This window comes from Aminobacter anthyllidis, from assembly GCF_018555685.1.
Classification (GTDB): Bacteria; Pseudomonadota; Alphaproteobacteria; order Rhizobiales; family Rhizobiaceae; genus Aminobacter; species Aminobacter anthyllidis.
In genome coordinates this window covers 213,740-228,052 of sequence record NZ_JAFLWW010000001.1, presented here as the reverse complement: position 1 = coordinate 228,052, position 14,313 = coordinate 213,740, and the positions used below count along the sequence as shown (strand labels likewise).

General features: G+C 64.5%; 14 protein-coding genes. 7 read left to right on the top strand and 7 right to left on the bottom strand.

Annotation, left to right across the window (positions count from 1 at the left end; translation table 11 throughout):
- Positions 1 to 92: 92 nt before the first annotated feature.
- Genes minE through minC form a run of 3 tightly spaced genes read right to left on the bottom strand, consistent with a single transcriptional unit; the run spans position 93 to position 1,896 of the window.
- Positions 93 to 362 (bottom strand): cell division topological specificity factor MinE, encoded by a 270-nt coding sequence (gene minE / locus J1C56_RS01165; RefSeq protein WP_214385211.1) that lies wholly within the window; start codon positions 360 to 362, stop codon positions 93 to 95.
- Entirely contained in the window at positions 359 to 1,174 is an 816-nt protein-coding gene (gene minD, locus J1C56_RS01160; RefSeq protein WP_214385209.1) for a septum site-determining protein MinD, read from the bottom strand. The genes minE and minD overlap by 4 nt, the downstream gene beginning before the upstream one ends.
- A 17-nt stretch (positions 1,175 to 1,191) precedes the next feature.
- A complete protein-coding gene (minC, locus tag J1C56_RS01155) occupies positions 1,192 to 1,896 on the bottom strand; it encodes a septum site-determining protein MinC (protein WP_214385207.1) in 705 nt (234 codons plus the stop codon).
- A 292-nt stretch (positions 1,897 to 2,188) separates the two neighbouring features.
- Between minC and J1C56_RS01150 the strand changes: the two genes are divergently transcribed.
- Complete coding sequence (locus J1C56_RS01150) at positions 2,189 to 2,887, top strand: lysoplasmalogenase (protein WP_214385205.1); 699 nt, start codon at positions 2,189 to 2,191, stop codon at positions 2,885 to 2,887.
- A complete protein-coding gene (locus J1C56_RS01145; protein ID WP_214385203.1) occupies positions 2,874 to 4,298 on the top strand; it encodes a coniferyl aldehyde dehydrogenase in 1,425 nt (474 codons plus the stop codon). Before J1C56_RS01150 ends, J1C56_RS01145 begins: the two co-directional genes overlap by 14 nt.
- Before the next feature lie 11 nt (positions 4,299 to 4,309).
- Here the strand turns inward: J1C56_RS01145 and J1C56_RS01140 are convergent, their stop codons facing one another.
- The gene (locus tag J1C56_RS01140; protein ID WP_338001391.1) at positions 4,310 to 4,780 is read right to left on the bottom strand and encodes a DUF1801 domain-containing protein; all 471 of its coding nucleotides are present in this window, start codon (positions 4,778 to 4,780) and stop codon (positions 4,310 to 4,312) included.
- A gap of 87 nt (positions 4,781 to 4,867) precedes the next feature.
- A complete protein-coding gene (locus J1C56_RS01135; RefSeq protein ID WP_184768997.1) occupies positions 4,868 to 5,761 on the bottom strand; it encodes a DMT family transporter in 894 nt (297 codons plus the stop codon).
- A 189-nt stretch (positions 5,762 to 5,950) separates the two neighbouring features.
- Between J1C56_RS01135 and J1C56_RS01130 the strand changes: the two genes are divergently transcribed.
- From J1C56_RS01130 to J1C56_RS01115, 4 genes are all read left to right on the top strand, one after another.
- Positions 5,951 to 6,265 carry a hypothetical protein gene (locus tag J1C56_RS01130; protein ID WP_214385201.1) on the top strand — a complete coding sequence of 105 codons (315 nt, stop codon included), beginning with the start codon at positions 5,951 to 5,953 and terminating at the stop codon, positions 6,263 to 6,265.
- Positions 6,266 to 6,482: 217 nt separating this feature from the next.
- Positions 6,483 to 7,205 carry an SGNH/GDSL hydrolase family protein gene (locus tag J1C56_RS01125; RefSeq protein WP_214385199.1) on the top strand — a complete coding sequence of 241 codons (723 nt, stop codon included), beginning with the start codon at positions 6,483 to 6,485 and terminating at the stop codon, positions 7,203 to 7,205.
- Between the two features lie 235 nt (positions 7,206 to 7,440).
- Positions 7,441 to 8,415, top strand: coding sequence for a YeiH family protein (locus J1C56_RS01120; protein WP_420797362.1), 975 nt, complete (start codon positions 7,441 to 7,443; stop codon positions 8,413 to 8,415).
- Between the two features lie 16 nt (positions 8,416 to 8,431).
- On the top strand, positions 8,432 to 9,325 hold the full coding sequence (locus J1C56_RS01115) for a LysR family transcriptional regulator (protein ID WP_214385195.1): 894 nt from the start codon (positions 8,432 to 8,434) through the stop codon (positions 9,323 to 9,325).
- 17 nt (positions 9,326 to 9,342) lie between these two features.
- Here the strand turns inward: J1C56_RS01115 and J1C56_RS01110 are convergent, their stop codons facing one another.
- Entirely contained in the window at positions 9,343 to 9,828 is a 486-nt protein-coding gene (locus J1C56_RS01110; protein WP_214385193.1) for a GNAT family N-acetyltransferase, read from the bottom strand.
- Between the two features lie 339 nt (positions 9,829 to 10,167).
- Here J1C56_RS01110 and J1C56_RS01105 point away from each other — a divergent pair, with 339 nt between their 5' ends.
- Positions 10,168 to 10,608: an NlpC/P60 family protein gene (locus tag J1C56_RS01105; RefSeq protein ID WP_214385191.1), complete on the top strand. Its 441-nt coding sequence runs from the start codon at positions 10,168 to 10,170 to the stop codon at positions 10,606 to 10,608.
- A gap of 208 nt (positions 10,609 to 10,816) precedes the next feature.
- On the opposite strand, the gene J1C56_RS01100 is transcribed toward J1C56_RS01105, so the two are convergent.
- A complete protein-coding gene (locus J1C56_RS01100; RefSeq protein ID WP_246591056.1) occupies positions 10,817 to 14,113 on the bottom strand; it encodes an autotransporter domain-containing protein in 3,297 nt (1,098 codons plus the stop codon).
- Between the last annotated feature and the right edge of the window lie 200 nt (positions 14,114 to 14,313).

Genomic DNA, 14,313 nt, shown 5'->3' with positions numbered 1-14,313 from the left:
CCGCAATAGCTGCCCTCCATGCTGGCACCATCTCCGCGGCTTGCGTGGAATGCACGGCGGGAAGGATGCAGCGCAGCCGCACCCATGTCCTGTCAGATCGCCGCCGACGCCTTGATGCCGGCGTTGGGGATGTGGATGTCGATTTCCAGCGTCGAGGTGGTGGCACCGCGATCCATGGTGATCTTGACGTCGTCCTGGTTGATCTGGACGTGCTTGGCGATCACCGCGATGATCTCCTCGCGCAGCACGGCCACGAGGTCGGGCTGGTTGCGGTTGTTGCGCTCATAGGCGAGCAGCACCTGCAGGCGCTCACGCGCCACCGGTGCGCTGCCGCCGCGCTTGAAAAAATCGAGTAGCTTCATGCGACCCTCCTTCCCAGAAGACGGTTAAGGAGACCTTTCTTCTCGACTGGCGTCACCATCGGCACGTCGTCGCCCTGCAGGCGCCTGGCGGCGTCGGCATAGGCGCGGGCAGCAGCGTTTGTCGGCTCGTCGAGCGTCACGGGCGAGCCGACATTGGAAGCGCGCAACACGCCCTGGTTCTCGGGGATGATGCCGAGCAGCGGCACCGACAGGATTTCCAGCACGTCGGCGATGCTGAGCATCTCGCCACGCGCGGCGCGGCCAGCGTCATAGCGGGTGACAAGGACGTGCTTGGTGACGGTTTCGCCCTGCTCGGCCTTCAAGGTCTTGGAATCGAGCAGGCCGATGATGCGGTCGGAATCGCGGACCGAGCTCACCTCCGGATTGGTGACGATGACCGCCTCGTCGGCGAAACGCATCGCCAGCTGGGCGCCGCGCTCGATGCCGGCCGGGCTGTCGCACAGCACGTAGTCGAACTTTTCGCGCAGCGTGTTGATGACGCTGGCGACGCCCTCTTCGGTCAGCGCATCCTTGTCGCGGGTCTGCGAGGCCGGCAGCAAAAACAGCGATTCGACGCGCTTGTCGCGGATCAGCGCCTGGGACAGCTTGGCCTGGCCTTGGGTGACGTTGACGAGGTCGAAGACCACGCGGCGCTCGGCGCCCATCACCAGGTCGAGGTTGCGCAGGCCGACGTCGAAATCGATCAGCACCACCTTCTTGCCGGACTGGGCCAGCACGGCGCCGAGCGCGGCCGTCGAGGTCGTCTTGCCGACGCCGCCCTTGCCAGATGTGACGACCACTACCTTGCCCATGATGCTGTCTCCGTTTGTCAATTGAGGGGCGCGACCTGGATGGCGTTGTCTTCCAGGTGGACCTGGATCGCCTTGCCATGCATCGACGGCTCCATGTCCTCGGCGGTGCGGTACCAGCCGTCCACCGCCAGAAGCTCGGCCTCGTTGCGGCGGCAGAAGATACGCGCGCTGCGGTCACCCCAGGCGCCGGCAAAGGCGCGGCCGCGCAGCGTGCCGTAGACGTGGATGGAGCCGCCGGCGAGGATTTCGGAGCCGAAACTGGCCGAGCCCATGACGATCACGTCGCCATGGGGATGGACGATCGACTGTCCCGAGCGCACCGGCTGATCGACGATCAGCGTGTTCGACGGCGACTGAGCGGCCTTGGCTTGCTGCTCGGCCTGTGCCTGCGCTTCGGCGTCGACCTGTTCTTCCTCGATCATCGTCTTCCTGGCGCCGGCAAGCTTCGGCGGCAGATCATTGCCGAGCGAATCGATATGGTCGGCCTCGATCGCGTAGGTCCTGATGCCGCGCTCGGCGATCAGCGCCACCAGGGCGCCGATTTCGGCGGCCTGCGGCTTCAGCACATTGAGGTCGAGCACCACCGGCCGCCCCTTGAAAAATCCGGGAGAATTCTCGATCCAGCGGTCGAGATCCTGCAGCCACTGCTCCAGCGGCGCCTCCGGCACGAGCGCGAAGGCGACGAACGAACGGGCGCGAAAACGGATGGATTTGTTCTGCATCTGGGGCGCAAATCACCGGCGGGGCTTCAGGGAGGTCGCGGTGTAGGCGATGGTGAACGAAACGTAAACTGCAATTCGCCTTACAGCCTGCAATACGCCTGATGTGTTTCTTTTGCGCGACGGCATTGCGCCTTCGGCCTCGGCGATACTGTCAGTTCCGCCGCCGACCGGCACCTCATCCGGCGCCTGATCCGCAACCGCCCCTTCCCGCACCTTACGTTCCGGTAACTGGACAAACCGCCGAAAACATTGGCTTATCCTGAAATCGGCAGCACGAGGGGGAGCGCGCGGCATGGGCACGATGCATTCGACATCACGGAACACGGCGCTCTATTGGCTGTTCGCCATGTGCGCGGTGCTGGCCATCCTGGGCAGCCTGATTGCGCCCGACAACACATCGCCCTGGCGCTGGCTGCATTACCTGACCAAACCGACGGCGACACTTCTGCTGCTCGTCGCGGTGCTGCGCGGCATGGGATCGCGCGCCTATGGCGTGCCGATCGCGTTGGGCCTTGCCTTTGCCGCGGCGGGCGATTTCTTCCTGATGCTGCCGGGCGACTATTTCCTTGCCGGGCTCGTCTGCTTCCTGCTCACCCACTGCGCCTATATCTGGGCGCTGACCCGCGATTCCAGGTTCGGCGGCCACGTCGGCATCTTCGCCCTCTTCGCAGTCATCGCGGCGGCTGTCTTCGCCGGTCTCTGGGCGCACCTGCCCGACCCGATGCGCATCCCCGTGGCGATCTACGCGCTGGTGCTTGCGGCGATGGCCGCCCAGGCGCTGTCGCGCGACCGCCAGCTTGCCGGCACGCCGGGGCAGAAAGCGGCGCGTCTTGCCGCGCTCGGCGGCCTGTTCTTCATGGTCAGCGACACGGTGCTTGCTTATGGCCGCTTCCGCTGGAACATTCCCTACAATGCCATCTGGGTGCTCGGCACCTATTATGCCGCGCAGTATCTCTTCGCTCGCTCGACGGAAAACGATGCTGAAGCCTAACGACAGCCAGCCCGATATCGGGACCACCTTCGAGACGCTGCGCGCAGCCTGGCTCGAAACACGGCCGGCCTATGCCCAGCGCGTCGACGACCTCAAGCGGCTGCAGCGCGCCTTCACCGGACGCCTGGACGAGATGGTCGAGGCCATCAGCGCCGATTTCGGCCACCGCTCCCGCCACGAGAGCCTGCTCGGCGAAGGCAGCGTTGTGCTGTCCGAGATCAAGCATACGCTGCGCAAGCTGAAGTCCTGGATGAAACCCGAGCGCCGCTCGGCGGGCTGGAAGCTGCTACCCGCCAGCGCCGAGATCCGCCACGTGCCGCTCGGCGTCGTCGGCATCATCGCGCCATGGAACTATCCGGTGAACCTGGCGCTGGCGCCGCTGGTCGCTGCCATCGCCGCCGGCAACCACGTCTTCCTCAAGCCCTCCGAACACACGCCGCGCACCGCTACCTTCCTGCAGTCGCTGCTGGCTGACGTCTTTCCGCCGTCGCGCGTGGCGGTAGCGCAGGGTGGCGCCGAGCTGTCGGCCACCTTCTCCGAACTGCCCTTCGACCACCTGTTCTTCACCGGCTCGACCGCCGTCGGCCGCAAGGTCATGGCGGCGGCCGCCCGCAACCTGACGCCTGTAACCCTCGAACTCGGCGGCAAGTCGCCGGCGATCGTCGCCCCGAGTGCCAATCTCGAACGCGCGGCCCGGCGCATCGCCACCGGCAAATTCTTCAATGCCGGCCAGACCTGCATCGCGCCCGACTATGTGCTGGTGCCGAGGGACAAGCGCGACGAGCTCGTTCGCCTGCTCAAGCAGGAGGTCAGTGCCCGCTACAACGGCAAGCAGGGTTTTGACGACTACACCTCCATCGTCAATGACGGCCAGTTCGCCCGCCTGAACGGCCTGCTCGACGATGCAGCAACGCGTGGCCACGAACAGGTTGCGCTGCTCGACGCAGCCTCACTGCCCGCAGGCCGCCAGCGCCTGCTGGCCCCGACCGCCGTGCTCGACCCCGCCCCAGACAGCGCCGTCATGCGCGACGAGATTTTCGGGCCGATCCTGCCCATCGTGAGCTACGGTTCGCTCGACGAGGCCGTCGCCTATGTCGTGGAACGCGACCGGCCGCTGGCGCTCTACTGCTTCGGCGACGACAAGGCCGAGATCGAGGCGATGTTGCAGCGCATCGTCGCCGGCGGCGTCTGCGTCAACGACACGCTCTACCAGTTCGCCTGCGCCGACCTGCCTTTCGGCGGCGTCGGCGCGTCTGGCATGGGCCACTACCATGGCCGCGAGGGTTTTCTCACCTTCTCCAAGGCGATGCCGGTGTTGCGCAAATACGAGCCCTCGGCAAGCGACCTGATCCGCCCGCCCTACAAGGGCCTGACCGACTGGCTTGTTCGGCTGGTGACGAAACTGCACTGACAACTGCGGCGTCAGCGCGATCGCCGGTGATAGGTCAGCGCCATCGCCAGGCAGATCGCCAGCGGTGCCGCCGGCAGCGGGCGGGAGGCGTCGAGCAGGATCGCCCTGTTGCCCTCGTAGGCAAAGACATCGCCAAAATGCGCGCGAAAACTGTCCACCAGCGTCGTGCGGCAGTTGACGAACACCGCGCATGTGCCGCCGCCCGTCTTAGAACAACCCAGCCGTATGGTGGTCCCGCTGCCGCTGGCTTCGGTCAGGTAGGCCGGCTCGCCCCATTTCAGCGTTTCGGTCAGCGGACCGACGCCTGATGTCTCGGCCGCTGTGGCCAAAATCAGCGCGCGCACCTCAAGCAACCGCGCACGCACCGGCACAGGAAACGCGGCGAAAGCCGCTGCCACCGCGTCGGGCATCGCCGTTTCATGCGCAGCCAAGCTGCCCATGTCAGCGTGAAGGCGATCCATCATGTCGGCCCGGTGCATCATCGCGTGCTTCCTGCTCCGCCTTGCATGATTGCATTACCCGAATTGACAAATCCTGCTGAATTCAAACTTTGGCGCCGCCTGCCATCCTCATTTCATGAACAGCAGCGCCATGCCGGCGACCACCAGTGCCGCGCCCGCCCAAGCGCCGCCGGCCGGGCGCTCGCCGGTCCTCGCCCACAGCATCGGCAGGATGATGACAGGCGAGGTCGCCGACAGCGTCGAGACGATGCCGACCTTGCCGCCCGACAGCGCAAACAGCAGCAGCGTCATGCCAACGGCGAGCGCGATGAAGCCGGTCAGCGCCGTCAGCAATGCCACCTTCCAGGTCAGTGGCCCCTTCGGCTTCACTGCAGGGATGGGCAGTTGCAGCAGCACCGTCAGGCAGAAGGCGGCGATGCCAACGCGCAGCATCGAAGCCAGGAACGGGTCGATGCCCGTCGCCATCACCGGCCTGGCGATGATCGAGCCGATCGCCTGACCGGTCGCGGCCCCGAGCCCAAGCGCCACGCCGATCCACAACGGCCCCTTCACCGTCTCCCAGGCATGCAGCTGGTCGCGGCGCTTGCCAAAAAGGATCGCCAGCAGCACGCCGGCGACCGTCAACCCGATGCCGGCGGCGGCCTTGGCGGAAAGATCCTCGCCGAGCATGAGCCAGCCGAGCACGGCGGCAATCGGTGCGTTCAGCGCAAACAGGATGCCTGAACGGCGCGGGCCGAGCCGGTTCAAAGCCGCAAACAGCAGCGTGTCGCCGGCGAAGATGCCGATCAGGCCCGACAGCAGCAACGGCCCGGCAACGCTGGCGTCGAGTTCGCGCCATGTGCCGGTCGCCAGCACATAGAGTGCCAGCAGCCCGGTCACGAAGAGCTGGCGCAGCCGGTTGAACGCCGGCGCGCCAAGATGGCCGGCCGGCCCCGCCGAAATCAACCCGGTGATGGCCCAGCATGTCGCCGCACCCAGTGCTGCAAGCTCGTAAACAGGCATTGGCGACTCGGCTGGCAAGAGGAACGAAGGGCCGAGAGATACCAGAGGCGAAGATGGCATGAAATCCGCCTTGCTCGCACACCGGGCAAGCGCCAGCCCTCTCCGGACAATTGTGGTAAAACCCGCGCCGCGTGGAAACCGCAGATCATCCGCGCTGTCGCCGGCGAAAGGTCCGGCATTGTCTGCTGGATGGATGCCGGCAACATCATAGCCGAACCGTTGCTCCGGCTGTGCCGGGAAACCGTCCGCTTCGGCTACTACAGTGCCAGTTCCGCTGGGACGCTTGGCGCGTGGACGCATCCGGGCATGCTCAGATATCTCGGCCTGCCGGCTGGCTGGAAAGCTGACGCGACCAACTTGAACGGGGCCTGCATCGCCTTCGACAGCCGCAACCCCGCGGCCGTCGATCTGCTCGAGCGATGGGCGAACCTTTCCCTGATCGAAGATTGCATCGCCCCCGGGGTTCCGACCGGAGCAATCACCGCCAGGACCAGGCGCTTCTGACCGTCCTTGCCCATATGGCGGGGCTGCCGGCCAAGGCATCGACAAAACTGCTGGGATACCGGATTCACCAGGACGTCGAAGGCCAGGCCTCTGCCTGAAGCGGATCGGCTTGGCGCCACGAGCAATCAACGCGGATTGCAAGTAGAGCAACGACAAAACTCCACTTCGGAAGTGGCCCTTCGTTTCGTTTTCCAGTTTTCAGAGGTATTGGAAGCGAATGACCTTGATGACCCTAGGCGACAGCCACTCGCTATTCAGTTTTGCAGGAGTTTCCAACGCCAGGATTTTCTGGCGTGGGCCGGTTACCATGCACAGGGCGGCCAGGGATGGTATAGCCTCTTTGGTTCCCAAGAACTGCCGCCCCGAAGTAGGTGACGTGCTCATCCTGTCGTTCGGAGAGATCGACAGCAGGACGCACATTCCGCGCCTTGCCCGCTCCAACGGCCGTCCGACGTCGGAAGAAGCCGACCTCTTGCTCGATCGCTTCGAACAGGCGCTGTTGCACTTTCGCGCCAGTTGCCCGGCAATCGTCGCCTTGTCATGCATCGTGCCATTCAATCCGGCGTTTCTGGAACCGCAATGGTACGGCAGCGACGAACAATGCCGCGTCGACGTGAAGGATATACGCGACCGGATGAACGCCCGCATGGCGGCCATGGGCGTTCCGTTCATCGACTTCCGGGCAGGCTACACCTTGCCTGACGGCTCGATCGCCCCAGCGTTCTCCGATGACAACGTGCACATCGACGCGCGCCACTCCGAGCCGGTGCTGGCCGCCTTGCATGCTGCGTTGCCTGGTGATTTCAGTTTTCGCGAACCGCCCTGGCCGCCCCACCCGTTGGCCGAAGGTCCATATCAGTCACCTTGGAAGCGGTTTCGCCGAGCGGTCCGGGCCCGTTTCAAGGCAATCGTGTTCAAGCAACGCGCTACTGTAACCTAGGCACCGCTGTAGCAGACCAACGCGTCAGTTCCCTGCGGTCTAACCAATCGTCTGTACCGAACGATTCAAGCGATATTACGCGTTGGATTGATCAGAAGCCGGCGCATAGCTTGCACCTGAAATTGACAGGTCCAAGCCCATGAACGCTCTTGCCCGCACCGAAACCGCAATCCCTGCCAGCTCCAACCGGGCGGGGCGCCAGGCGGTGCGCGGTGATCGCAACAGCGCCAGGCTGCTGCCCGGACTGATGCTCGCTGCAGGCATCGCCGCCCTCGCCTTTGTGCTGCGCCACCTGCCGGGCCTCTCCTCCTTCAGCCCGATGATCATTGCCATCGTCCTGGGTATCGCCTTTCACAATCTTGTCGGCACCCCTGCTACAGCCAGGCCCGGCGTGGCGTTTTCGATGCGCAAGGTGCTGCGTTTCGCCATCATCCTGCTTGGCCTGCAACTGACCGCGAGCCAGGTCGCCGAGGTCGGCGCCGCTGGTATCGCCATCATCGCCGCCACGCTTGTCGCAACCTTCGCCTTCACCGTGTGGCTGGGCCGGCTGATCGGCGTCGATGCCAAGCTTGCCGAGCTGATTGCCGCCGGCACCTCGATCTGCGGCGCGTCTGCCGTCATCGCCACCAATACGGTCACCAAGGCGCCCGACGAGGACGTCGCCTATGCGGTCGCCTGCGTCACCGTCTTTGGCTCCATCGCGATGTTTGCCTATCCGCTGCTGCCCGGGCTGCTTCAGCTTGGTCCCCACGCCTATGGCCTGTGGGCAGGCAGCTCGATCCACGAGATCGCCCAGGTCGTCGCCGCAAGCTTCCAGGACGGCCAGCAGGCGGGCGAGTTCGGCACGGTGGCCAAGCTCACCCGCGTCATGATGCTGGCACCTGTTGTGATCGCGCTCGGCCTGGCCGCCCGCCAGCGCGCGAGCGCATCACGAGCCACCCGCAGCAGCACGGCGGCGCCTATGCCCTGGTTCGTGCTCGGCTTCGTCGCCATGGTCGGCATCAACAGCCTCGTCGACATTCCCACCGAGGCAAAGGCGTGGGTCGTTACATCAACCACCTTCCTGCTCGCCATGGCACTCGCCGCCATGGGCCTTGAAACCGACATCCGCAAGCTCCGGGCCAAGGGGCTTCGTCCACTCCTTCTTGGACTTGCCGCGTTCCTTTTCATCGCGACTTTCTCTCTAATGCTGGTCAAGCTTCTGGGCTGAGACCGAAAGGAAAGCCGTGACCCTCGAACAGCTTAGGATCTTCGTTGCCGTCGCCGAACGCGAACATGTCACCCAGGCCGCCCAGGCGCTGAACCTGACGCAATCGGCAACGAGCGCCGCGGTGTCGGCGCTCGAGGCGCGCTACCAGACAAAACTGTTCGACCGCGTCGGCCGCCGCATCGTGCTCACCGACGCCGGCCGCATCTTCCTGTCCGAGGCACGCGCCGTACTGGCGCGCGCCGGCTCGGCCGAAGTGGTGCTTGCCGATCTTGCCGGGCTGAAGCGTGGCTCGCTCAAGCTCGCCGGCAGCCAGACGGTCGCCAACTACTGGCTGCCCAGCATCGCCCATCGTTTCCAGTCGCGCTTTCCCGGCATCGCGCTCGCCATCACCATCGGCAACACCGAAACCGTGGCGGCACAGATCCATGACGGCTCTGCCGATCTCGGTTTTGTCGAGGGCGAAGTCGACGACCCCGCGCTCGCCATCGAAGCGGTCGCCGAAGACGAGCTGGTGCTGGTCGCCGCCCCCGGCCATCCGTGGACCCACACGCCGCCATCCACCTCGGGCGACCTCAAGTCGCAGCGCTGGATCGTGCGCGAGCAGGGTTCGGGCACGCGTGCCCATTTCGAAGCTATCAGGGCGTTGCGCGGCGTCGAAACCGGCAGCCTCGACATCGCGCTCGAACTGCCGTCGAACGAATCCGTGCGCGCGGCGGTGGAAGCAGGTGCCGGCGTCGCCATCATGTCGCGGCTTGTCACCCACGCCTCGCTCAGGGCCGGCACGCTTGTCGCCATCGATTTCACGCTCCCCAAGCGCAGCTTCTTCGTGCTGCGCCACAAGGAGCGTTATGCCACCCGCGCCGCGCGCGAATTCCTCGCACTCGTCAGGAGCGACGATGGCCGCACCTGACGAGGACAAGGGATCATTCAGTTCGCGAAGCTCAGCACGGCTTCGACTTCGTCGTCATAGGTCTCGCCGGTCGTTGAAAAACCAAGGCGCTTGTAGAAGCCTTCCGGGCTCGCCTCGCCCAGACCATAGCTGGTGAAGAGCTCGGCAAAACCCCGCGCCTTCATCTCGCGCACGACGAGCGCGATCGCTTTCTGGCCGAAGCCCATGCCCTGGTACGGGCCGGCGATCATGAAGCGCCACAGGAAGGCGCCGGGGCAATCGATGACGTCGTGGTCGGAACCGATATGCAGCATGACGAAGCCTATCGGCGTGTCGTCGGCATAGACGGCACGAAACCAGGCGTTATCGGAAAAATGCGCCTCGGCGATCGAGGTGCCGTTGTCGGCCACCTTGTTGCGCTGGGCTTCGGTCAGTGTCTCGCTGAGCTCGCAGACTTCGTAGACGGTCTGCGAGGAGATGCGGCGCAACGAGACCTCGGAGGCCGAAGTTATCTGTTCGGTCATGGCAGTTTCCAGGAGTTTGGATATTTGACCCGGCGAATGCCGGCGCGGTTCGTGTCGTCCGCCAACGGGTCGGGCTGTTGCCCAGACCGCACATAAATTCGGATTTCAGGCACGTCAAGCAACACACAGTGCAATTTATGTATTGCGCCCGACATGTAAACAACAGTATGAGCCTCGCCCCGAAGCGAGAGCAAATTGCTTCGGAAACCGCAGCAACATATCAGGCATATATCCTGATATCACTAATGTATTATCCTGGAATGGAGGGTCGAATGGCGCGCATCGCAACAATCATGATCGAGATCGACATACCCACCATCTCAACAGGATATCTGCTCCGTGAATACACGCACAGAAAACTACATAGATAGCGCCATCATCTGGGCTATCTCCCAGCTCGGCAACGAGGACTACTGCTTTCGCTGCCTCTCCTTTGTCGAGGACGCCTATGAAGAGAGCAACGCCATCGAAATCTTCGGCGGCGACTGCGCCAAGGAATCGGCGGACGAATACGGCGTTACCGGCAGCCCGGAGGGCGAGCCACCGCGCGGCGCTTTCGTCTTCTTCGACATGACCGGCGAGTTGTTCGACGTCACGGCCAACTACGGCCATGTCGGGCTTTGCCTCGGCGATGGGCGTGTCATCCATGCCTGGGACGAGGTCCGCATCGACGACATCCGTGCCATCGAGGCACTGGAGCCCGCCGAAGGCTGGACCCAGCCGCGCTACATCGGCTGGGCGCCCGTCGAGCGCATCCTGCAGGGCCACAAGGTCAGGTAAGTCAGGCATCCGCGACCACGGCCCCATGGCCGCGGATGCCTTTTTCGACGCCAGAGACCTTTTTCCTCGCCCTGTCTGCACAGGTACCGGCAGGGCGGAGGTCGCAGTTCCTGGAAGCTGACAGCGAGCTTGGCGTCGATCTTGGTCCGCGAGCACCGGAAGCGGAAAAACCACTTCCGGTTCAGCAAAGCGAAGCTGGCGACAGCGCCTAGAAGCTGACCGCCAGCTTGGCGTCGATGCCGTGGTCGGACGCACCATTGCTCAGCTGGCCGGAATAGCTGATGCCGAGCTTGGCCTTCGGCACGATGTCGAAGTCGATGCCGGCGCCGAGGACCGCCGCGTTCCTGGCGATCGGCGTGCCCGCCACCTCGAAGCCGTCGGAGCCGGCGAAGGCCACCGACGAGACCGGCGTGACGTCGCCGAAGGCATGGCGCCAGCCGATCGTGCCGCGAATGGTCGCATCGACAGCGCCAAGCGCGACATCGGTCGAGCCGCGCACGCCAAACGTCGTGAAGGTGACGTCGTTGCTCGTTGCCTGGCTCGACAGCGCCGCTGCCCCGCCCGTTTCGGTGAAGGCGTCGGTGCGCAGGTTGACGTAGGACAGGTTGGAGAAGCCTTCGATGGCGAAGCGCCCGGCATCGACCTTGTAGCTCGCCTCGCCTAACAGCTGCGCCGTGCCGCCGTCATACCTGGCGGTCAAAGCATCCGCGAAGCCCGTAAACGCAACCGAGCGCGCGGTGTCGAAGCGGTGCCAGCTGTAGGTCGCACCGGCCGTCAGGCCGAAGGCGCCAACCCGCGTGCCGGCATTGATGCCGACATGGTAGTTGTCGCTGCTGCCGTTCGACGAGCCGTTCGCCGCGTCGAAGGCCGAGCGGCTGTAGCCGGCCAGCACGCCGACTCGCCAGCTGTCGCCGACCATCGCGTCGGCACCGCCGACCAGGCCGCCGCTGCTGCGGTCGAAGCCCATGGCGTTGCCGTCGCCATCGCTGCTGCCCCACGAACCGAAGGCGCGGGTCCACAAGGCGAAGCGGTCGGTATCGGCGGGCGCCAGTTCCAGGCCATCATCGCCATAGGCCATGACCGGCATGCTGGCTGCGGTCGCATCGCCAAACGCCTGGCCGATACGGCTGGTGGCGGCATCGACCAGGACGCCGCCGTCCTGCATCATAAGCCCTTGCGCCGATGCATGCACCTCGCCCGAAAGCTGGCCAAACGCCTGCTGCGCGCCGGCCTCGTCGAGATTGACGACAGCGGCGTAAGCCGCATTGCCAAAACCGGTGCTTTCGAGTGCCGCGGCTGCTGCCTTCTGGTTTGGCGTCGTGCCGACATCAACAAAGGTGATGTCGTTGCGGTTGAGCGTCAGCGTCACGTCGTTGGCGCCATAGGCCAGCGACGGATCGAGGAAGGAAAGGTTCGAGCTGACATCGGCAAACGAACCGGTCACGCCGCCGTCGGCGGTGACGATCTTGTAGAGGGTCTGCGGCGCATAGTTGTTGCCGCTCGCCAGGGTCAGCACCGAGCCGCCCTTCAGGATCGCCTTGCCAGTGGCTGCAACCTTGTCGCTCTCGCCCTTGTCGTTGGCCTCGACCTCGAATTTCGATCCCGCCTCGAAGGTGATGTCGCCGGCAACCTTGATCGTGCCGATCGAATTGCCGGGTGCCAGGGTGCCGCCCGAGGCGACCACCGTGTTGCCGAGCGTGCCGATGCCGCCCAGCATGCCGCCGGCACCGATCGTTACCAGCTTCGACGCAGCGATCGAGCCCTGCAGCGAAAGCGCGCCGGCCTTGACGATGGTCTCGCCGGTGTAGCCGTGCGTGCCGTCGAGCAGCAGCGTGCCAAGGCCGAGCTTGGTCAAATTGCCGGCGCCGGAAATCTCCTTGTTGATGCCAACGGCATTGCTGGCGTCAGCGATGTCGAGCGAGCCGCCGCCCGCCTCCAGCACGACGTTGCGGCCCAGCACATGCATGTCGGTGCCTGCGATCCTGAGGCTGCCGCCGTCGAGCCTGAGCTTGGCCTGTTCGCCGCCGAGGGCCGCGTCCTCCTCGACGATGACGGTGCCGCCATCGGCGACCCTCGTCTCGCCGATGAAGCTGTGGTCGTCGATGCAATAGTCGCGGATCGCCTGCTGGAAGCGCGCATCGGTGCTCTTGCAGTCGAGGAGCGTCTTCTTCTCGGCATCCGTCAGCCCGGCCAGGGTCGGCATGCCGTTGGCGTCGGAGATCTGGCCGAGATAGACGTCGTCGCGCATGTTGTTGCGCGAGAGGAAGAATTCCTTGCCCTTCTCGCCGAAGGTCGAGGCATCCTTGCCCCAGACCAGACGCGTCTTGGCCGTGCCATTGTCGTCGTAGCTCTGCAACTGCGGCCCGACCCAGCGCAACGTATGCGCCACCGGCTCGTGGTCGGACATTGGCGTCTTGGAACCATCCGGATTGGTCACGTAGGAGACATCGCGGATGACACCCAGATACTTGTCCGCCGGATCGTCATTGATCACCCACCATTTACCGAACGGTCGCGAGGCCAGGAAATGGTCGATCTTGACCCGGTGCCAGCTCGCCCAGACGTTGGTCGCGTCCTCGCCGTGCGACGGCCAGGTCACCGAGCCGTCATTCAGCGCGTGCGGCGAAAACTGCTCGCGCTCGTTGGGCAGCTGCAGCAGCTGGTACTGCTTCTTGAGGATGTTCATCGTCTGCGGCAGGTTGCCGGTGACAGGATACATCTCGTCGGCGAACAGGTCCGCCGGGATCTGGGCCGCGTTGATCTCGGCCGCCGTCTTGCCCTTCCATTGGGCGATGAAGGCATCGAGCTGCGTCTGGTTCTTCGCGTACTGCTTCAGGAGATCGAGATAGAATGCGTTGCTCGGGCTCTTGAGATAGGTCCTGAGCAGCAGATGCTGCTGGCTCACCGAATGCAGCCCGCGTTCGGAGACGTCGCCGGCGTTGAAGTCGCCGGTCAGGATCACGGGGCCCTGCCCCTTTGCCCAGTTGTTCAGCGCCTTGGCCTGGCCGATGCGGTTGGTCGAGGGATCGAAGTAGTTGAGATGGGTGGTGGCAACGATTGTCTGCGGCTTGCTCACCGTCGCATCGAGCTTGGTGTAGGTGGCGATGACCCCTTGGGTTACCGCGCCAAACGTGCCCGGCAGGCGCGAAAACACGCCGACGTCATTGTCCTGGCGCGTACCGTAGGTGCCGAGGCCGGCAGCCTGCATCAGGCCAGGCAGATCGCGAGCATAGGTGCTGTTGGCGCGGAATTCCTGGAAGGTCAGGACGTCGTAATTGCCCTTGATGAAGAAGTCCGCCGCAACGGCGGGATTGGGCTTGAAGCGGTCGAGCCAGGTGTTCAGCGTCAGGATCCTGATCGAATCCTCCGCCGCCTGTGCAGCCATCGCCGACACGGCCAGTGTCGTGCCGCACAAAAGTGCTGCAGCAAGCGCGCGCAACCGTCTCTGGTGCTGGCCGTGGGTGGCGGCCGGCTGCTCGGCCATGCCGTTGTGGATAGTGCTCATCGCGTAACTCCGTTTTTGCGATGCGACCGCGCATTGTCACAAAACCGCCAGGGCCAGCGTGCGAATGACATGTTGCGGTCACTGAAAAGTACGAAAACGGACATTAATGATGGTAGATGTCACTTTTACAACATTTTCGGAAATGGATACGATTTCCGGAATGGACCGCGCGGCGAATGGCATGGCGGATGAAACTGCCC